At 40.9% G+C, this 21,069-nt stretch carries 18 protein-coding genes; 5 read left to right on the top strand and 13 right to left on the bottom strand.

The genetic code is table 11. From position 1 onward, the window contains the following. Positions 1-17: 17 nt before the first annotated feature. The 4 genes from JZO85_RS05665 to JZO85_RS05650 all read right to left on the bottom strand — a co-directional run bounded on the left by JZO85_RS05665 (position 18) and on the right by JZO85_RS05650 (position 3,310). Entirely contained in the window at positions 18-323 is a 306-nt protein-coding gene (locus JZO85_RS05665) for a PTS sugar transporter subunit IIB (RefSeq protein ID WP_207107524.1), read from the bottom strand. A gap of 67 nt (positions 324-390) precedes the next feature. Continuing rightward, a complete protein-coding gene (locus tag JZO85_RS05660; protein WP_207107523.1) occupies positions 391-855 on the bottom strand; it encodes a PTS sugar transporter subunit IIA in 465 nt (154 codons plus the stop codon). A 14-nt stretch (positions 856-869) separates the two neighbouring features. Beyond that, the gene (locus JZO85_RS05655; protein WP_207107522.1) at positions 870-1,910 is read right to left on the bottom strand and encodes a zinc-dependent alcohol dehydrogenase; all 1,041 of its coding nucleotides are present in this window, start codon (positions 1,908-1,910) and stop codon (positions 870-872) included. After that, positions 1,907-3,310 (bottom strand): PTS transporter subunit IIC, encoded by a 1,404-nt coding sequence (locus JZO85_RS05650; protein ID WP_207107521.1) that lies wholly within the window; start codon positions 3,308-3,310, stop codon positions 1,907-1,909. The genes JZO85_RS05655 and JZO85_RS05650 overlap by 4 nt, the downstream gene beginning before the upstream one ends. Positions 3,311-3,522: 212 nt before the next feature. Between JZO85_RS05650 and JZO85_RS05645 the strand changes: the two genes are divergently transcribed. Genes JZO85_RS05645 through JZO85_RS05635 form a run of 3 tightly spaced genes read left to right on the top strand, consistent with a single transcriptional unit; the run spans position 3,523 to position 6,125 of the window. Next, complete coding sequence (locus tag JZO85_RS05645; RefSeq protein ID WP_207107520.1) at positions 3,523-4,176, top strand: L-ribulose-5-phosphate 4-epimerase; 654 nt, start codon at positions 3,523-3,525, stop codon at positions 4,174-4,176. A gap of 29 nt (positions 4,177-4,205) precedes the next feature. Further along, positions 4,206-5,111 (top strand): transketolase, encoded by a 906-nt coding sequence (locus tag JZO85_RS05640; protein WP_207107519.1) that lies wholly within the window; start codon positions 4,206-4,208, stop codon positions 5,109-5,111. Between the two features lie 24 nt (positions 5,112-5,135). Next, positions 5,136-6,125 carry a transketolase family protein gene (locus JZO85_RS05635; RefSeq protein WP_207107518.1) on the top strand — a complete coding sequence of 330 codons (990 nt, stop codon included), beginning with the start codon at positions 5,136-5,138 and terminating at the stop codon, positions 6,123-6,125. A gap of 118 nt (positions 6,126-6,243) precedes the next feature. Here JZO85_RS05635 and JZO85_RS05630 read toward each other — a convergent pair whose 3' ends face one another. Both JZO85_RS05630 and JZO85_RS05625 read right to left on the bottom strand, forming a co-directional pair. Then, positions 6,244-7,284: a 2-hydroxyacid dehydrogenase gene (locus JZO85_RS05630; protein WP_207107517.1), complete on the bottom strand. Its 1,041-nt coding sequence runs from the start codon at positions 7,282-7,284 to the stop codon at positions 6,244-6,246. A 32-nt stretch (positions 7,285-7,316) separates the two neighbouring features. Continuing rightward, positions 7,317-7,958, bottom strand: a complete 642-nt coding sequence (locus JZO85_RS05625) for an L-fuculose-phosphate aldolase (RefSeq protein WP_207107516.1) — start codon at positions 7,956-7,958, stop codon at positions 7,317-7,319. A gap of 264 nt (positions 7,959-8,222) precedes the next feature. Between JZO85_RS05625 and JZO85_RS05620 the strand changes: the two genes are divergently transcribed. After that, the gene (locus tag JZO85_RS05620) at positions 8,223-9,230 is read left to right on the top strand and encodes a DUF4947 domain-containing protein (protein WP_207107515.1); all 1,008 of its coding nucleotides are present in this window, start codon (positions 8,223-8,225) and stop codon (positions 9,228-9,230) included. Next, a complete protein-coding gene (locus tag JZO85_RS05615) occupies positions 9,181-9,810 on the top strand; it encodes a hypothetical protein (RefSeq protein ID WP_207107514.1) in 630 nt (209 codons plus the stop codon). Before JZO85_RS05620 ends, JZO85_RS05615 begins: the two co-directional genes overlap by 50 nt. Before the next feature lie 50 nt (positions 9,811-9,860). Here the strand turns inward: JZO85_RS05615 and JZO85_RS05610 are convergent, their stop codons facing one another. The 7 genes from JZO85_RS05610 to JZO85_RS05580 all read right to left on the bottom strand — a co-directional run bounded on the left by JZO85_RS05610 (position 9,861) and on the right by JZO85_RS05580 (position 21,068). Beyond that, positions 9,861-11,702: an ABC transporter ATP-binding protein gene (locus JZO85_RS05610; RefSeq protein WP_207107513.1), complete on the bottom strand. Its 1,842-nt coding sequence runs from the start codon at positions 11,700-11,702 to the stop codon at positions 9,861-9,863. Positions 11,703-11,717: 15 nt separating this feature from the next. Next, complete coding sequence (locus JZO85_RS05605) at positions 11,718-14,099, bottom strand: ATP-binding cassette domain-containing protein (protein WP_207107512.1); 2,382 nt, start codon at positions 14,097-14,099, stop codon at positions 11,718-11,720. Continuing rightward, a complete protein-coding gene (locus JZO85_RS05600) occupies positions 14,099-14,545 on the bottom strand; it encodes a MarR family winged helix-turn-helix transcriptional regulator (RefSeq protein ID WP_207107511.1) in 447 nt (148 codons plus the stop codon). Before JZO85_RS05600 ends, JZO85_RS05605 begins: the two co-directional genes overlap by 1 nt. A 227-nt stretch (positions 14,546-14,772) precedes the next feature. Beyond that, positions 14,773-16,596 carry an amino acid permease gene (locus tag JZO85_RS05595; protein WP_207107510.1) on the bottom strand — a complete coding sequence of 608 codons (1,824 nt, stop codon included), beginning with the start codon at positions 16,594-16,596 and terminating at the stop codon, positions 14,773-14,775. Between the two features lie 330 nt (positions 16,597-16,926). Further along, a complete protein-coding gene (locus JZO85_RS05590) occupies positions 16,927-19,662 on the bottom strand; it encodes a YhgE/Pip domain-containing protein (RefSeq protein ID WP_207107509.1) in 2,736 nt (911 codons plus the stop codon). A gap of 154 nt (positions 19,663-19,816) precedes the next feature. After that, complete coding sequence (locus JZO85_RS05585) at positions 19,817-20,134, bottom strand: hypothetical protein (protein WP_207107508.1); 318 nt, start codon at positions 20,132-20,134, stop codon at positions 19,817-19,819. 1 nt (position 20,135) lies between these two features. Next, positions 20,136-21,068 carry an NADP-dependent oxidoreductase gene (locus tag JZO85_RS05580; protein WP_207107507.1) on the bottom strand — a complete coding sequence of 311 codons (933 nt, stop codon included), beginning with the start codon at positions 21,066-21,068 and terminating at the stop codon, positions 20,136-20,138. Between the last annotated feature and the right edge of the window lies 1 nt (position 21,069).

The following is a 21,069-nucleotide window of genomic DNA, read 5'->3' as shown; positions in this document are numbered from 1 at the left end:
TCCAGCCTTCCAAAATATTATTTTCCCATCTCTTTTAAGGCCTTCAGTGCTGCTTCTAAAAATGTCTCTTCGTCTAAACCTGTCAGTAACCCAACAGAATTTATTTGTGGTATCCCTTCAGCATCTGCCGGATCAATCGGACTAGTAAAAGCGACTAAATCAATATCTCCATTCGCAACTGCTCCTTTAACCATTCCAGGATTCACCTCTTGAATCTCTACCTCATACCCATGCTCCTCGAGCAATTCTACAATCCGCTCGCCAACCATGGCAGAACTAACCGTGCCAGAGCCGCACACAGATAAAACTTTAATCTCTGTCATCTCTAAACCTCCTATTTTCAGTTATTACTTTCTATTATAGTATAACGCTTACATCAAATACTGCTTTTTAAAATTTAATTTTGCTCGTTACCGCTAAGACCTCATCTGGTGTCTTAGCCAAGCTGATCGCATCCAAGTCTTCTCTAGTTTTAAAGACACTCATTAATTGACGCAACAAAGCCAACTGCTTCTTCGGGTGCTCCATCGCTAATGGGAAAAAGATCCTACTTTGTAGTTTGATATCTGGGCTTCCCATCATAGAAACTTCAATCGGTTCTTTCGTAATAACCACTCCCATCCCCGGTCGTAAAACATGTTCAGGATCGGTATGAGGAATTGCGATGTTATGACCATCCGCAGCTAAGCCCGTCGGAAACGTTTTTTCTCTGGCTATCACTGCGTCAACATATGATGGTTTGACAATCTGTGCTTTTTCGAACTCCACACCAATCAATTGAATGACTTCTTCAAATGAATGGACATCTTGATCGAGTAAAATACAATTTCTTTCAACGAGATTTTTTTCTTCCATCGCTATCCCTCACCTTATTGTTTGTTCGGCTGTAAAACTACCTTGATTTCATTACCTGCCATCACTTGCTCTATCGCTTCTTCCCATTTGTCTAATGGATAGATTTTCGTGATCAAGCGCTCAGCATCTATTTTGCCTTCTCTCATCAACTCTAACGTTAAATGCCAAGTAGACGGTTTTTGCGATCGAGACCCAATCACATTCATCTCTCTTTGCACAATTGAATTCATGTCCAATTCATTTAAATTTTTAGAAAAGACACCCATTTGCACTAATGTTCCTTTTTGTTTTAAATAATCAAAAACGTTCTTGATCGCCGGTGCTGCACCGGAGCATTCAAAGCAGTAATCTGCTCCCTTTCCACCAGTGACCTCTTTAATGACTGCTGCTGCATCTTCTTTCAACGAATCAATCACACGATCTGCACCTAGTTCCTTCGCTGTTTTCAAACGCTCTGTATCTTGAGTGATTCCTATGACGATCACTTTTGCTCCCACACTCTTTAGTACCTGACTTAAGCATAACCCAATTGGACCAGGTCCTACAATAACTGCTACGTCATTTTTTTCAACCTGAGCTTTTTCTAGACTGGCATGAACCCCACAGGCAATTGGTTCAGTGATTGACGCCGCCAATAAACTGATTCTTTCATCTAATATATGAACACTTTCCTCACGCGTCAGCACGTATTCAGCAAAACTGCCGTTCACTTGACTGCCCAGTCCTTTTCGATTCAAACAAAGATTGTATTCCTTATTTGCACATGATTCACATTCCCCACAAGTATCAAAAGTCGTTTCGCTGGTAACCAAATCACCAACCTGTACGTTTGTCACCTCTTCACCAATCGCGTCGACTATACCTGAAAACTCATGACCTAATACCAAAGGAGTTTTCAATCGGTCATATTCTCCTTTGAACCCATGGATATCTGTTCCGCAGATTCCGGTGTAGCTTACTTTGATTAAAACTTCTTTTCCTTTAGGGACAGGCTTTTCGATCTCTAACAACTGCATTTTGTTGTAGCCCGGCTCCGTTTTGACTAACGCCTTCATGCAACCACCTTTTCTTTAGGAGTGTCGTTCTTTTCACCTTCCAAGAAGCTCCAAACAGCTTGTTTGTTTTTCTTGAACAATACGTACATTGCTAAATAAAGGACAATAACGATTCCCATCCATAAAAAGTTTCCTGACAAGAACGCTAAGAAAATCAAAGCCATCACTGGATTATATAAAATCCCAAAACTAGTAATCATCATCGCCCCTTCTGGAATGTTGACTCCAACTTGAGCTGCAACCTCCGTAAAATAAGGAGCTGTTAGGGTACAAACATAAAGTCCAATTGTAAACCAGATAATCCCTGAAATAACGCCCTTAAAAATATTTCCTTTCGAAATACAAATAATCATTTCCACCATGTATGGCAAAGCAATCAAATCAACTAACGGCAATGCTTCATTGCCAGGTAAAACCATAGCCAGCAAGACCATGATAGGGATCAAAATCAACCCCGTCATCAATGTTGCCGGTTCGCCATATCCTACGGCATCATTCACTGACAGCATCCATTCGCGGTTCTTCCCGCTGCCTTTTGCCGTTTTCTTACTAGCATTTGTCAAGCTGGTAAATGCTGAGGCGAAGATACTCGCAACCCGTGGGAAGACTGCCATCACAGCTGATACCGCTAATCCCATGGTAAAAACACTGCCCCAACCATCTAAAGTATTTAGCGTGTTCAAATTCCCCATGATCCCGATCAACAGCCCAAGAAACAGTCCTAAAGTGATGGGTTCCCCTAGAAATCCTAATTTTTTCTTCAATGTTGCCGGATCCCAATTGATTTTACCAGCACCTAGTTTATCCAATATCCAGTTCATTACAATCGCATATGGCACGGAAGTCACATGATGCGGTGCAGTTAAGGTCGTCCCTGGCAAATTGTAATAATTCGCCCATCGTTTCGCGATGACTTCCCCGAGCAGCATCACATACAAGTTCTGAACGATCATGCAGGCCATTGCCAGTGCCATGTTGTCAGTAATCAGATAAATCATTGAACCCCAAACCATGAAAGAATAATTATTCCACATATCACTCGGCATAAATACATCGGTCCATTTTACTAAGAATAATGCCACTTGCAAGACCAATCCTACTACTAAGAAGATCACACCCACTTGAGTAGAGTAAGCAATAACGGAAGTCGCTTGCCAGCCTGTATCAAACACTGGCAATTTAACACCTGTTTGCTCAACCATATTATTGATAACGGGCGTAACAATTGGAACAAATGAATTGACGATCAAATTGAATCCTGTCAATCCAATACCAGCATTCAAAGCCGACTGAAAGGCCTTCTTAGGTTTGACCTTTAAAAATAAGGCCACAATGAACAACATCACTGGTACAACAACCGCCGCACCAAATGAACTTAAGATATTTTGTAACAACTCCACAATAATTCCTCCTTTATTGAACTTTTTTTCACTTGTTAGAACTTATGAAAAGTATCGCATGGGTTTTTATATCTGTCAATACTTTTTTGGAAACGATTACACCAGTTAAAAACTAACTTATTCAGTTACATTGAAAAAAATAGGGTTATTGGTATATTGACAATTGTTCTTATAGATGAAATAATGTAAAAAACAATATTGGAGGTATCGTTATGCTTGAACAATTGAAAGAGTCTGTTTGCAAAGATAATAAAGCGCTTCCTAAAAATGGATTGGTTTTATGGACGAGCGGGAATGTCAGCGCAAAAGATCCAGAAACTGAATATGTGGTCATCAAACCAAGCGGTATTCATTTTGATGATTTAACTCCGAATGACATGATTGTTGTAGATTTAGCCGGCAATGTGATTGAAGGTGAGTTGGCACCGTCAGTCGATACTGAATCTCATTTGTATGTATACAATCATTGTCCGGAAATTTTGGGGATTACTCATACACATTCCCCATATGCTACTGCTTTTTCAATCGCTGGAGAACCACTGCCAATCTATACAACAACTTCTGCCGCTGTTTTCGGCAGAGAAATTCCTTTGTCTGAAATCGCCGCTGTTGGCGAGAAAGCCATTGGTGCTGAAATCGTACGATGCTACAAAGAAACAAAATGCCCAGCGATTCTATTAAGAAACCATGGCGTCTTTACCGTGGGAAAATCTGCTACGAACTCACTTAAAAATGCTGTCATCCTTGAAGAAACCGCTCAAAGCGTCTATTACGCACGAACACTAAATGCAGCACTTAAACCATTAGAACCCTCATATACTTCAGAGGTATATGATTTTTATCAAAATAATTACGGTCAAAAATAACTATATTAATATGAAAAAGGAGTTTTATTATGGCAAACAATTATACGATCGCTGATGTAGAAAAAGCCGCAAAGAACATTCGTAAACACGTATTAAAACTGACGATTGAAAGAAATGGCTGTTATCTATCACAGGCATGTTCTTCGGCAGAACTTTTCGCTACTCTTTACTTGCGTGTGCTTAATTTAAGCGAGAGCAAAGCACCTCGCCTACCGGAAAAATTTCCAGGGACCCCTTCCAAGGAGAATATGGATTATATTCAAGGGGCAGAATACCATGGCTCATTAAAAGCACCCTATGACCGTTTCTTTATTTCACCTGCACATTATGCGGCACCTGTCTATGCGGCTTTGATCGAAGCGAACCGTTTAGACGAAAAAGCCTTAGAAATGTTTAATCGGGACGGCTATTCAATGGAGATGATCGGAGCCAATCACACCCCAGGCTTTGAAAACGCAGCGGGAACATTGGATCAAGCAATCAGTGTCGCTGGCGGAACGGCACATGCACGAAAACTGCGCGGCGAAGAAGGACGCGTATTCGTTATGATGTCCGATGGTGAGATGCAAGAGGGCCAATTATGGGAAGCCATTCAAGCTGCTGCTTTTTATGAATTGGACAATCTAGTTTTATTGGTTGATATCAACGGTCAGCAAGTCGAAGGAGAAACCAAGAAGGTCATGAACATCGAGCCTTTAGAAAATCGCTTCACTGCTTTTGGTGCAAAAGCGGTCTCTGTAAACGGCCACGACATCCAGGCTATCGAGGAAGCCGCCAAACAAGGAGAAAAGAACAAGCCTTTAGTGATTCTTTGCTACACTGACCCGACTCAAGGTATCCCATACTTAAATGAAAGAAAACCAATCCTGCATTTTGTTCGTTTAAAACAAGGGGAAGAAATCGATAAATATACCAAGTTCTACAATGAAATGTAGGCAAAACTAGAAAGGAGTTTTATTATGAAAATCGAATCAGATGTTCATTCAAAAAATATGATTAAATTCGCTCAAGAAAACGAGGATGTTTTAGTTTTATCTGCCGATCTAGGGACCTCCTGCGAGGTAAAGGAATTTCCAAAAGTTTTCCCTGAAAAATATCTATCTATGGGGATTGCTGAACAAAATATGCTGAGCTGGGCTGCTGGATTAGCTAGAGAAGGTTTTCGACCATTTTTACACACTTTCGCGGTGTTTCTTTATCGCAGACCGTTAGATCAATTAGAAATGTCGATCGCTTATCCTAATCTCCCTGTTTCACTTTTAGGCTTTGTACCTGGTATCACTACTCCTGGTGGTGTTACCCATCAATCCATTGAAGATGTAGGTATTTTGCGAACTATTCCAAATATGACCATTTTTGATTGTGGGGACGCGACTGATGTTGAATCCGCATTGAATATCTGTAAAGAGGTCAATGGACCGATTTATGTCAGAATGCTTCGCGGACAAATGCCGCGTCTGTTCTCTCCTGACAAACCCACTGAGTTCAATAAAGGCCGCGTCATTTCAGAGGGTGAAGATATCGCCTTGTTCTCAAGCAGTATCTGTACTGAAGAAGCGATGCGAGCAACGCAATGGCTGGAAAAACATGGCGTTTCTGTTCAACATGTTCATATCACAACACTGAAACCATTTACTGACCCCTTAGTAGTGGAATCCATTGAAAAAGTAAAACATGGAGTAGTTACCATGGAAAACCATGTGACTATCGGCGGTCTTGGCACTGCAGTCGGTGAAGTAATGCTAGAGCATCAGCTCCATAAACAATTAATAAAAGTTGGAATCAATGACGAGTGGACTCATGGTGCGTCAAAACCATACCTACTGAAAAAATATGGACTAGATGCCGCTTCTCTAATCAGAGCAGTAGAAAAAATCTTAGACAAAGACCTTGGCTTCAACGAAGAAGAATTGGAAGAAATTCGCTTAGAAGATTACGACCGTGTGTAAGAAAAGCATGTTGCCGATAAAACGAATTCACTAAAGCGTCATTTTGCAAAAATGATATACTTTTAATGAAGCAATCCAAAAAAGCGCCCCTGAGAACTAATTTCTCAGGAGCGCTTTTTTAGATGATAAATTCACTTTTCCCCGTTTTTAAATACTCTTTTACCGTTCGTGCCAACAAAAAAGGGGAGTTGGGAATCGCGTCTACAGTATCTCCAGCAATATGTGAGGTAATAACTAAATTATCCAACTCGAGTAAAGGATCATCCGGATGAATCGGTTCCTCCCACACCACATCGATCGCCGCCCCAGTAATTTCTCGTTTCCGCAACGCTGCAACAAAGGCCTCTTTATCAAGAATCCCTGGCCGGGCAGTATTGATTAAATAAGCACTGGGCTTCATCAGTGCCAACAATTCTTTATTCACCAAATTCTCCGTCGCTGGCGTTACCCGCATATGCAAAGAAACAATATCTGCTTCTGCAAACAGTTCATTTAAAGAAACAAATTGCACATTCAGTCCCGATTCCAAAAGCGTTTCTTGATCAATAAACGGATCATAGGCAAGTACTTTAACACCAAGTTTTATCAAACGCTGTGCAACCATTTTCCCGATATGCCCCAAGCCTACCAGCCCCACTGTTTGTGCAGAAAGCGTTGTTCGAGAGGCATCATTGGGAAAACTTTTAGGCCACTTTCCTTGCATGACTGCCGCATGAGAAAGAGCAATATTTCTAGTCACCGTGTACATCAATCCAATCGCATAGTCTGCAACTGGTTCGGCGTTTCGAATAACATGAATAATCGGAATGTTTTTATCCTTCGCCAAGCTTACATTGATATGTTCTACCCCACCGCGACATGTCCCTATCATTTTTAACTTCTTTGCCATATTCAGCAGCTCACCTGATATGGGTGCTACATGGACAAATAAGTACTCCGCGTCTGGCAGTTCCTCCATCATTCCTTCTGGAAGTTCAACTCCTTCCGGACCGTTCTCCTCAATCAGCTTTAACTTTCTTTGGAATTCCTCTGGTGAATCCGTTGTATGCCATTCTAAGGCAACGATCTCTAACGGCTCTGGCAATCCCATCGTCTCAACCGCCCTTTTCAATGTGTCTGACGAAACAAATGTATCACCAACAACAATTATTTTGCTCATTTTTCTGCTCCTCTCTCACTATCAAAATCAACTCATTGCCCATAATTTGGAAATTGCTCATGTACCCTTGCCATGTCTGCTTTATCTAATATCACTGGTTTTCCTAATAATGAAGCTCCTACGTGCAGCCCTGCCAACCGTTCAATCTCAGTCGCCACCGAAAAAGCCTCCTTTAGTGTGGGCCCACAAGTCAACAAACCATGATTTGCTAAAAAGCACGCATAACGATCCTGCATCGCTTCAAATGCATACTCAGCCAACTTCTCCGTTCCAAAAGTTGCATATTTGGAACAACGTACATCATCGCCTCCTGCAACCGCTATCATATAATTGCTTGCCGGTAAATCTCTACGACAAGTTGCAAGGATCGAACTAAAAGTTGAATGGGCATGTACAACTGCACGAATCTCATCTCCACGCATTTGATAATTAATCAAATGCATCTGCCATTCACTTGAAGGCTTGCGATTTCCTTCAATGACTTCTCCTTCAAGATTCAGTAAAACAATATCTGCCTCAGTCATCTCAAAATAATCGATCCCACTTGGTGTAATAGCAATCAGCTGTTTTTTGGGATCATATAAACTGAGATTCCCACCAGTGCCAGCTGTTAAACCTGTTGAAATCAGCTTCTTTCCGTATTCAACTAGCAGCTTCTTTTCTTCCTCTAGCATGTAACACAACTCCTTTTTGAAATTTTGTTCTAAAACAAGAAATTATTCTCTATTAAAAACCTATCATTTTATCTATAAATAGTCAATCTAGAACAAACTTAACTATAACAGAAATTATGTTCCGAACATCCAGCTGCTCAGCTCATAATCTTCCAGTCAATAATTCAATCTCTCCCTTTCTCCTAGGTTTGCCCCATGGTATCATTTATTAAAGTTATTCAATGGATAACTTGTGCGAAATAAAAACTTAGGGTAGGGAGAAAAATGAAGGGGTTAGTTTGTAAGTATTGCGGAGGAAACCGCTTTAACAAAGCCAGAGAAGGCTATGAATGCACGTATTGTCATACTGTTTATGAACTTGAAAGTGAGGATGAGCTTGGGCAGAATACTGCTCTTCGTAAGAAACCGCCTATCATACGGATTACTTTGCTGGTTATTTTCATTCTTTTTTTAACCAGCAGCATTCTCATATCTGCCTCAAGGGAGAAAGCGTCAGTAAAAAAGAATCCTTCTTTCAACATTACCAAAAACAATAGCTCAAAAAAAGCTGGTTATTCAGCTGGCCAATTGAGCAATCCAGAAAGAAATATTCGAATTGCGGAACTTTCTTTAAATCAGAAAGCAATCGAACAGGCCAAAGCATCTATCAAAGAGTATGGTGGAGAAAATACAAAAGAATTCGAGGCGCGATTGATCAAGGCCCAAACAGAACACGATTCTGCAAAAAACAATAGAACTAAAACACCGCCTAAAGCGGATATGATTATCGAAAATCCCAATTCAGAATTCGCGGTAACAACCTATTACCGCGAGGCAGGGTTTCTAACTGCTTTCGGACCAGATTTCAATCAATACTCCGCTTCAGATATTATACGGATTTGGGGACAACCAGATGAAATCATTACTGACTCTGAACAAATCCGGAAAAATCTGGCACTTGAATTTGATAAAGAGGATAATCCAGTAAACCATGAGGCCAAGATGCTGAGGGAACAATGGCTGCAGGGGCAGCTAACTTGGAGGGAAGTCAGAACTTTTATTGCGATAAATCAAGATAGCACCTATGGAGATTACTCGAAGCAATTCGTCTACGAGAAACAGGGAAAACCGAACGTCTATTTCTCAAATAATCAAATAGAATATGTAACACCAATCGTGCGCTATGTTTCCTTTACGCGACTGCCTGAAAAATACCCGCGGGCAGGTTTAGGAAAGTACCCAGATGACTTCCCTGAAAACTATGGATCGGATGGACTTTATCATGAAAAATAAAGAGTGTATAAATTGTGGAAGTACTAAATTCCATCAAGTTGAAAATGACTGGAAATGTGATTATTGCGGCACGCTTTATCTGACTCCGAAGAAAAATACCGTACCACCATCAAACAAGGAACAGTCTGGAACTCAAAAAAATAGAAGGCGGCTCCTACTGGGTATGGTGCTTGCAGTCATCTTCTTTGCTGCACCATTAGGTTATCTAAAAGTCAAACTTACCCGTGCGGTTAAAACTTCCTACGAACCAATCAAACCCGGCACGGTGAGTTCGTCAGCGGAAAATGCGTTTCCTGGCGAATGGACCCAAAGTGTGTATGAATCAGTAAAAGTCGCAACAAAAAATTATGACGATGACAATGAAAGCTATTCTTTCACAGGCGGCTCGAGCTATGAAGAATTAGAAAAACTTGTCGGCGTTCCCGATACAGTAATTAGTTGGGAAAAAGAAAATTATGGCATGCCACCAAGAGCGATGGCGACTTGGAATAGAACTAAGGATGGGGACTACATGCCACATTCGGTCACTGTTACTTACGAAAAGAAAAGCAAGATGATCACTGATAAAGATCATCACTAACAAAAAGAAGAGGATCGGACATCTTAAAAAGATGCCTGATCCTCTTCTTTTTATTCTGGTAGTTCTTCAAATTGTGAGTTATACAGTGCCGCGTAAAGTCCATTTTGAGCCAATAATTCTTCGTGGCTTCCTTGCTCTTTGATATCTCCGCCTTGCATATAAAGAATCTTATCTGCGTCTTTGATTGTTGATAATCGGTGAGCGATAACAAAGGATGTCCGTCCAGCCATCAAATTGTTCATAGCTTCTTGAATCAAACCTTCCGTCCGCGTATCAACAGATGACGTTGCTTCATCTAGAATCAAAATTGGTTTGTCCGCTAAAATCGCACGAGCGATCGTCAACAATTGTTTTTGTCCTTGTGAGATATTAGAAGACTCTTCATTTAATTCCATATCATAGCCGCCAGGCAATGTTTTAATGAAGTGATCTACATGGGCGGCTTTCGCAGCTGCGTAAACTTCTTCATCTGTAGCATCTAAACGTCCATAGCGCAAGTTATCCATAATCGAGCCTTTAAATAGCCATGTATCTTGCAAGACCATCCCAATATTTTTACGCAAATCAGCACGATTGAAGTCTTTGATATTATGACCATCAATCTTGATCGCACCGGAATTAACATCGTAAAAACGCATCAACAATTTAACCATTGTCGTTTTCCCTGCACCAGTTGGTCCAACAATCGCAACGGTCTGACCCGGATCAACATGAGAGGTAAAGTCTTGAATGACGATCTTGTCTGGTGTGTAGCCAAATTGAACGTGATCAAAATCAACCATCCCTTTAGCTTTATCGATTTGAACAGGATTTTCAGCCATTTGGTCTTCTTCGTCTTCCGCTAAGAATTCAAAGACCCGTTCAGCCGCTGCAGCCATTGATTGCAGCATATTTGATACTTGGGCAAGTTGGGCGATTGGTTGGGTTAAGTTACGAACGTATTGGATGAACGCTTGAATATCCCCAACAGTGATCGCGCCATTATATGCCATGACCCCACCAGCAATTGCTACTCCAACGTAGCCTAAGTTACCAACAAAGTTCATAATCGGCTGCATCAATCCAGATAAAAATTGTGATTTCCAAGCTGATTTAAAGAGAACATCATTTTGTTCTTTGAAGTCCTTCAATGAGTTTTCTTCATCATTGAATAAGCGAACGATCGTATAACCACCGATCGTTTCCTCCACTTTACCATTGATCACCCCAAGATATTCTTGTTGTGTCTTGAAGTATTTTTGTGAGTTCTTCACAACGATCATAATCAGCAGTAATGAGATCGGCACGATCAAAATCGCGATTCCCGTCATTTTCACTGAGATCGAAAGCATCATGACGATAACACCAATAATTGTAAAGGTTGAAGTGATCAATTGAGTCAAACTTTGATTCAAGGATTGTCCTAAAGTATCCACGTCATTAGTGATTCGTGACAAGACCTCACCAGTCGTGCGGCTTTCAAAATAGTTCATCGGCATGCGATCGATTTTTTCAGAAATCTCTTTACGCATCCGATAAGTGATTTTTTGTGAAATCGTCGACATGATCCAGCCCTGGATGATCCCGAATAAGGAAGCAACCACATAAAGACCTAACATGAAGAGCAGGATACCGCCGATTTTTTCAAAATTGATATCGCCAGTTCCTTGATACTTCTTAATCAATCCATTAAATAATTCAGTAATCGCTTTTGATAGAATTTTTGGTCCCCAAATATTGAAAATCGTTGAGGCCATCGCAAAAATCATTACAAAGAAAACCGCGATTTTATATGCGCCAAGATACGATACTAACTTTTTGATCGTACCTTTAAAGTCTTTGGCTTTTTCTACTGGCGCAGCCATATGTCCAGGTCCGCCACCACGAGGGCGATTTTGTTTTTGTTCTGCCATTCTTCTCGCTCCTCCTTAATCCGCTTCTTCTATGCCTAATTCAGCATTGCTTAATTGTGACTGAGCAATTTCTTGATAGACAGCTGATGATTCCATCAATTCCTCATGGCGTCCTTGAGCAACGACCCGACCTTCATCCAACACGATGATATTATCCGCGTGCAGAATCGTTGAGATCTTTTGTGCCACGATGATTTGGGTTACATCCTTGACATTTTCTGCTAAGGCTTTCCGCAAGGCCACATCCGTCTTGTTATCCAACGCTGAGAAGGAATCATCAAAAATCAAGATCTTCGGATTTTTCGCTAATGCTCGGGCGATTGATAATCGTTGCTTTTGTCCGCCAGAGACATTCGTCCCCCCTTGGGAAATTGTACGTTCAAAGCCTTTTTCATTCGCATTGATGAACTCATTCGCTTGTGCGATCTCAGCAGCTTTTTTCATTTGTTCATCCGAGATATTTGCATCACCAAACTTAATATTTGAAGCAATATCACCTGAGAACAGGACTCCTTTTTGTGGTACAAAGCCCATGATTTCATGGAGTTTATGCATGCTCATCTCACGTATGTCGATACCGTCGATCGTGATTCGTCCACCAGTCACATCGAATAACCGTGGAATCAGGTTGACGATCGTCGACTTACCAGAACCGGTCGAACCAATCAAGGCCGTCGTTTCACCTGGCTTAGCTACAAAATTGATATGGTGTAAAACATCTGCATCCGCATCGCCATAACGGAATTGGACACCCTCAAATTTTACTTCGCCTTTAAAGTTATGGTCGTCTTTTGGCTGCTCTGGATCTTTGATCGAAGGTTCCGTGTTCAATACTTCATCCACACGTCCAGCAGCGACATTTGCTCGCGGTAAAATAATTGATACCATCGACAACATCATAAAGGCCATAACAATTTGCATCGTGTACGTAATGAAGGCCATCATGTCCCCGACTTGCAATTGACCATTATCCATATTATGTCCGCCGACCCAAACGATCAAGACAGAGATACCATTCATCAACAGCATCATGATCGGCATCATCAGAGACATCGCACGGTTCACAAACATTTGTGTTTTCATCAAGTTCGTATTGGCCACATCGAAACGTTCTTCTTCATATTTTTCACGAGAGAACGCACGAATAACTGGCAGCCCCGTGATGATTTCACGAGAAACCAAGTTCACACGGTCAACTAAGTTTTGTAGAGCTTTAAATTTCGGCATTGTTGTAACCAGCAAGGTCAAGACTAAAACTAAAACGGCGGCTACAGCTACACCGACGATCCAGCCCATCCCTGTGCCTGTTTTATATACTCTATAAACACCGCCAATACCTAGGATCGGAGCGTATAAAACGATTCGCATGATCATAACGATCCCCATTTGGATTTGTTGGATGTCATTTGTATTCCGAGTAATCAATGAAGCCGGTGAGAATTTCTCCATTTCATTGTTTGAAAATTCCAAGGTCCGTTCATACTGTCCGACCCGCAAGTTCTTACCAACTGTCGCAGCAACTAACGAAGCAATCAAGCCAACGATGATGGCAGCTACTGCAGATAGTAGTGTCAAACCGATCATTTTCGCTCCTGTTTGGATCATATAATCTGTTTGGATCTTCTTTGTATTCACATTTAGTGCTTTGTATTCAGCTAAGGTCAATTGAATTCCCACTGTTTTCAATGAGTCTTCACCGAGATCGCCTAAGCTTTCCTTCGTAGCCTTCCGAGCTGCTTTAACTTTTTCCGGCATGGCATCGTTCTTAGCCTTAATCGAATCCCCGATTTTTTGAGCTTCCGCACCTTTGGCCTGTGCCTCTGCAGCTAATCTTTGGGCTTCTGCCCCTTTGGCCGCAGCAGTAGCTCCATCCGTTGCGGTCGCCGCCTCTTGTCCAGCTGCTTGAGCCTGCTCGCCTAATGTTTTCGCTTCTTGTCCCAAGGCTTGAGCTCTGGCAGCATCCTTCGAGATTGCTGTATAATCATTGATAACCTCTTTTGCTTCTTTCGCATTATTAGAATCTTTTGAGCGAGTAGAAGCAATCATCATCATTGGCAGATTGAAGATTTTTGCTAGCTCATCTTTCGTCATGCCTTCTTGAAGATCTAATTTATAAATATCAACTTTTTTACCATCAACGGTTTGAGTTGCTTCCTTATAGTTATCTTTGATGGTTTGCTTCTCTTTGTCGGTCATGAATATTTCAATTCCTTGAAGCGTTGATTTTCTGATTTTATCTGGAGTCGACTGTTCAAGCCCTCCTTGTTGAATACCGATATCAACGATATCCGATGTTAAACTCGGCAAGCTCAGGTCACTAGACGCTTGCACAAATAAAAGTAAAAATACGGCGATGATCGCATACCAGTATTTACCAAGATATTTAAAAATCTTCACTATTGATCACCTTCCCCTTCCATGGATAATTTTTGAGAATAGTCGACAAACTTAGCAGTTAATTCGAGGTATTTTTTGGTGTCTTCTTCTCCCATAAGTTCAAATACTCGAATAATTTTATTTCGCATCTCCAGCTTTTCAGCCTTCGCTGCTTTTTTTCCGCATTCTGTTAAACTGACATTAATTCGGCGTCGATCATCAGGGTCCATTGTCCGGCTAATTAATCCACGTTTTTCTAAATTCCCTAAAACAGCGGCAATTCGAGCGGTTGATAAATTTAGAGTATCGGCCAAATGCTTTGGATTAGTAGGCTCACCTAAGCGATCAAGTACCTTAATAACGATATTAGCTCCCTTACTGCTTTTTTCCATCCTGCTGAATGCCCCGTGGCGATTTTGAACCATCAGCTGCATCAGTTCACGTTCAGCCTCTTCTGCAAATGTCATCAGACTTCTCCTCCTTTCAAAAAATAACTTCCGTTTCATTAATACCTAATAGTGTTAGTAATTAATGCTGTTTGATATTACCTCTAATAGGAATGAAAATCAACCCTTTTTGCTCAAAAAACAAATGAATACGTTTTAACTATTACTTCCTTTGACTTTTTTTAAAAAAAGTCCCAAAGACATAAAAAAGAGCGTACCTGACTAGCAGTACACTCCTATAAAAAAACTTATTTTTTCAAATGATAATTGTAAGTACTAATGATAATATCATCGCGATAGGATAACCGGAAACGCAATCGCAAAGCTGTCTGGTTATGCAAGGATCGTTTCCATGTTCTGTTAGGAACAAATTCCGGAATCAGAACCGTCGTCGTATAGTTATGCTGTTTAGCATTTTTACTTACACGATCCACATACCGACTGACCGGGTTAACGATTGAGCGATATGGCGAGCGAACGACTGAAAAGCGCACATCTGGAAATTTTTCACGAAACTCATGCCTAATCTCCCGTTCCTTCTCTTCATTTTCCTCTAAAGAAACATGCATCGCAATCACGTAATCGCCAATCGAACGCGCATAATTGATCGCCCCGATATTTACTTGCGTCACATTTCCCACTAGTACAATAACTGTATTTCCAGCATAATCATGTAATTCCACATCATCCGCCAAACGTAGCTGCTCTGCAACGTTTTTATAATGAGTGTGGACTTTATAGAAAGCAAAGATCAAAATCGGCATAATAATGAAGAAGGGCCAAATATCCGGCAAACGATAAATAAACAGGATTAAAACAATGGAGAAGGAAATCAATGCACCAATAATATTTGCAATAGATTTTCTGATCCAATGGTGCCCCTCTTTGTGCCATTTCAAAACCATACCTGTTTGCGATAAGGTAAATGGGATGAAGACACCAACTGAATATAATGGAATCAAACGTTCTGTTGAACCCTGAAAGATCAATAGTAAGACAATCGAGCCCAAAGCTAAGGTGATAATCCCGTTAGAGTAACCTAAACGATCCCCGCGATCTTGATAACGATGAGGCAAGAATTTATCTTTAGCCAAGTTATACGCCAAAACAGGAAAGGCTGAAAAACCTGTATTAGCCGCTACTGCTAAAATCAGAGCCGTTACGAACTGCAGGAGATAATACATGATTCCTTTACCAAAAACTGCTTCGCCAACCTGTGACAAGACAGTCACTTCCGCTGTTGGAACGATTCCGAACCAATAGTTTAAGAATGTGATTCCTGTAAAGAAGAAACCGAGAATCAAGCCCATCATCGCTAATGTACCAGCCGCATTTTTTGCTCGCGGTTTTTTAAAGAAAGGCACAGCATTACTTATAGCTTCTACCCCCGTCAACGAAGAGGAGCCCGATGAAAATGCACGTAGCAGCAATGCAATGGAAATGCCAGGTACTACTGCTCCCACTTGAGCTGTTGCATGCATAGGGACTGCTCCGGAGATGATTTTCACCAAACCAACAATAATTAAGATCGTGATAACAGCAATAAAACTGTAGACCGGTACCATCAATAATCCAGCACTTTCACGCAGGCCGCGTAAATTCATCAGCATCAATAATAAAACAATAATGACAGAAATCAGGACGCGATGATGATACAGGGCCGGAATCGCTGATGCAATAGCCTCAGCTCCAGCTGATACAGACACAGCAACAGTCAGCATATAATCCACCAGAAGCGAGCCTCCAGCGACCAAGCCAGCATTCTTCCCTAAATTCTCACTGCTGACGACATAGGCGCCGCCTCCATGAGGGTAGGCATGAATAATTTGACGATAAGATAAAATCAATGACGCTAATAAAATCAATACTACGAATGCGATTGGCAACGAATACCAAATCGCTGCTGCCGATAAGGTGACCAAAACGACTACGATCTGTTCTGTTCCATAGGCAACAGAGGATAACGCATCTGAAGAAAGCATCGCCAAAGCCGCAAAGCGTGACAAGTTTTGATCATCATTTTCAGACGATTTCAACGGCCGACCAACCAGCAAGCGTTTAAGATAATCCACTAGACTCACTCCTTGTTCTTATTAATAAGTAGCCTTTAAAAAATACAAACAAGCGAAATATTACTCGCACTCCATGCAAATGTCAATGATTTTTTCAACGACTTTTTACCTCCTCAGTAAAACACGAAAACAGGCAAAACAACAGTAATACGCTGTTGTCTTGCCTGTCCTATTTTACAAATTTTGCATTTAGCAATTAATTGGCGTTGAGCCCAATTTTAAAGTCTATCAGATTTACGTTGCAAAGTGGCTGGAAAAATCGTATGGAGACTAACGCTCAAAACCATTCTCACACTTTTCGAAAAATGACTCCTTAACAAACGAGGTAGCTTAATGGAAAATTTTGCTTTCGTGAGCAACTTTTGTAAGTTTCGTCAAATGAGGCTGTAAAACTGGATATGCCCAAGTACCTAAGATCCCAAATACAACAAAAAGTACGATCATAATAATGATATCCCCTGTTGCGTTTGGCCAATAAATTCCACCAGCACTTTCACGCAGTAAGTTAACCGCATGGGTAAATGGCAGCCATGGATTCACTGCTTGGAAGAATTTCCCAGAAACTTGGATCGGATAGTTCCCACCACCGCCGGAGATAGACAGTACGAGAATAATAATCGCTATCCCTTTTCCGACAGTTCCAAACAGCGCTACAAGCGTGTAAACGATCATCATAAAGGCTAATGCCACCAAGACAGCGAAAAGTACGCTGTAGACTGGATTTTTCACATAAACACCTAATAAAAAGATATTTCCAAGCGTTACAATCAATGCTTGACCAATACTTACGACTAGGTAAGTAAGCATCCGTGCACCGAATTGTTCACGTTTAGTGTATTTACCGCGATCTTTCTTATCCAAGAAAAATTCTGTCGTTGTAACACTCGAGAATAATACGGCCCCTACCCACAGACACAAGGCTGTATAGAATGGCGTGCTAGCTGAGCCATTATTGGCTATTGGATACATCGTATTGGTTTGCAAGTCAACTGGGGTTGTGAAGAAATCACTTTCCTTTTGCGCGTCCAGCTTCAATAATTTCAGGACTTGACCGAAGTCAATCGTCTTATCACCTTGCTGAATAGCATTCGCTGCTTTTTGAATCCCGCTGCGCAATGACGGATAATCATTTTGAATTAAATCAGTCGCAAGATCCAATGCCTTTTCAACTTCTGGCATTTTATCGTTCGCCATTTTCAGACTGCCTGTCAAATCTTTTTTCACACCAGGCCAATCATTTTGCATAAAGTCTGCAGCTAAACCCAACTTTTGTTCAACAACGGGCAGCTCATTATTGTAAAGATCAGCACCCGTATTGATACCATTGACAATGTCATTCATGTGACCATTTAATAGGACATTGGCATCATGAACTTCTTGACCGATCGCCGGCATTTGTTTTTGATATTTTTCTAAGAAGGTGATCGCGGTACTGACAGTCCCTTCTGTCGAGTTTAATAATGAAGCAAAATCAATTTGCTGTGCTTGATTCAAGACACCCTGAGCAGTAGTAATCGTATTGATCAATTGATCGAGGATTGTGCTGACGGTTTGACTAATTTGCTGTGTATTAATGTTTTCAATAATTGAAGAAACATTTGTTGCAGCAGCTTGAACTTCGGACAACAACCTTTTTATTGCATCAACATTACCATCTCTAACTAAATCATCTAAATTTGTTAAACGTTCATTTAAAACATCCAAAGCACTTCTTGCATTAGATAGTACTTGTAAGATATTAGCTAATCTTTGACTAGCATCAGCATCACCATTTTTATCTGCCAAATCTTTCATATTTTGAATTAGTTTAGATACTGAATCAATTGCAGTCTGTTGATCTTTATTTCCCTGTATGAAGCTATTAATTACTTTGCTTAAGGTAGCTCTTTCTTCAGGTGATAACTCATTATCTTCTATGGCTGTTTCAATCGAATCAGCTAAGGAATTGGTCGTATTCGCCACTTGCCCAATTGATTCCAACGTAATTTGAACACTATTTGAAATACTTGGTACAGCGGATTTCAATTGTTCAGCGCCGTTTTTAGTCGTCGCAGCAAAATCAGACGCTTGATTTCCAAGCTTTTGAATATCTGGTAAGATCGTTTGGACTTGATGAATAATATTCAGACCTTGCTTAGCTTCAGCAATACCATCATTCATAGTTTTCTCAATTTGAGCAAAATCGCTGTCGACTTGTGCAATTTGATTTCCTGCTTGCTGGATTTCTGGGATTTTTTGCTGCAAGGTCAAAATGACGCTCGCTTGTTTTTTGATCTCCGGCATTTTCTGATTTAAGGTGATCAACTTTTGACCCATTTCATCAACTTGCGGCAGGTAGGCTTGTATTTCATTTGCCTTCGCCAATTTTTCCTTCAGCTCAGGCAATTTCCCGTGAACTTCTACGACCTCTTGTGTGTACTTATCAATATCATCTAAATGATCATTCGTCGTTAAAATAAGATTTTTGACCTTATTAATGCTGACTAAATTCTCATCAATGTTGTAACCAATCTCGTTAAATATCTTCAATAATGTCGAGCTGGCCGTTTTAATGAATTCTTGGCTGATCTCCTGTTGGATCGACCCAGCACCTTTATCCGTTATTTTCGGTGCGATTGCATTAATTTTTTGATTCAAATAATATTCGATCTTTGGCTTTTGAATATCACCAGAAGTAAAACTCAATAGATCCTTTGAGAATTCTTTCGGTAAATAGATCCCTGCATAATATTTACCTGACTTCACCCCTTCGACAACTTGCTTCTTTGAATCAACAAAACGCCAGCCTAGCTGTTTATTCTTATGCAGATTTTTGATTACTTCATTTCCGATTTCAACATCCTTATCTTGAAATTTCGCACCTGTATCGGCACTGTATACAGCAATCGGCAATTCACCTGTATTTGAATATGGATCCCACAATGCCTTGATATTGAACCAAGCATAAAGGGATGGGATGATGACTAATGCTGCCATCAGAAAAATGGCGATCGGATTTTTGAAAATTCGACGCCAATCTAATTTGAAAAGACTCCATGTGTGTTTAAGAGATTGAAAAACTTTCATTGATTTCACCTACTATTTTTTCTCGCTGAACTACTGTAGCACGGAATTTCGGCCAATTTCAATTCTTGCGAGTGTCTGAAATCACCTTTTTTGACATTCCTAGCAATTTGTCACAATTGTATCCCTTTTCACCTATGAAATACTAAAGAAATGCTTAAAGACTAAGGTTTTTTATCCTTATAAAGCGATCCAAGAGCTGATCTGTCAACTCCTCAAGTTTATCGGGGGCATCGTCTTTCGATAAATTTAAAATAGGCGTTACTTCTAAATCTCGCAGGCGAAGCGGCTGAACTTGTTGCTTTTCTTGCCTAAGAGTCACTTCCGGGTGCGGATTTTTATCACCGCACGGTCCAGCTACTAAATAGGCAATTTGATAGCCGCCCTCAATTTCACGCAAACGATAGTACCCATCCGCTAAGTCTTCAGTTCCATCAAAATTCTTCTTTACTAATAACCATTTTTGCTGATCCATTCTATCGCTCCTTTTTAATAATGATTTTTCCAGCAGCAGGGTGTCCCTCTAATTTTTCGTGTCCGGCAATGACACTGGCTAACGTAAATGGCAATACCTCTGCAATCGTTAAGTGAATAGTATCTGCCAATTCCGTCAAAGCAGTCAATGCATCAAAATCAGAGTAATCTTTTGACGGCCCGAAAGATAGATAATTGCCTGGCTTTTTTTGTTCACTCGGCAAATCATTCAACGCTACAAAGTTACCGCCTGCTTTCATAATTTCCATCCCTGCTTCACCAGCACGACCGCCCTTGGTCGCATCAATCACTGAGTCTGCCTGATCAGCGAATATTTTCCCCGCATCTTCTTCATCGTAAGCAACGAACTGATCCGCACCGAGTTGTCGAACCAATGTTTCATTGCGTTTAGAGGCAGAAGCTAAGACTGTTTTCCCTTGTTTCTTTAGAAATTGAACGAGCAGCGAACCAACTGCCCCTGAAGCACCTTGAACCATAACTGTGCCTCCAATCGTATCACCTAACAAATGTGTCACCAAGTTATATGCTGTCAGCCAAGGTGTCACTGCGCCTGCCGCAACCTCCCATGACATAGATACTGGTTTTCTTACGATTTTCTTTCCAGGAACAACAACTTCTTCTCCATAAGTACCGCCAACTGCATGAACGATTACTTCATCGCCAACTTTTACATGCGTGATTTTACTGCCAACTTCTGTAACGATTCCTGCACCGTCGTTACCTAATACATAAGGAAATTTTAGTGTCCGAAAATCACGCATCGCTCCTTGACGCAAAGCGACATCATATGGATTGATCGCAAACGCGGTGAGCTCCACTCTTACATGTGTATCATCCATCAAACGCGGCTCTGCCTCAATTTCGATCAATACATCACTGGCTGGTCCATAATCCTTTATTGCAAATCGTTTCATC

Origin of the sequence: Candidatus Enterococcus murrayae, assembly GCF_017315985.1 — a bacterium.
GTDB classification, from domain to species: Bacteria; Bacillota; Bacilli; order Lactobacillales; family Enterococcaceae; genus Enterococcus_A; species Enterococcus_A murrayae.
The sequence above is the reverse complement of the archived record's forward strand: the minus strand, read 5'-3'. Positions and strand labels throughout refer to the sequence as shown.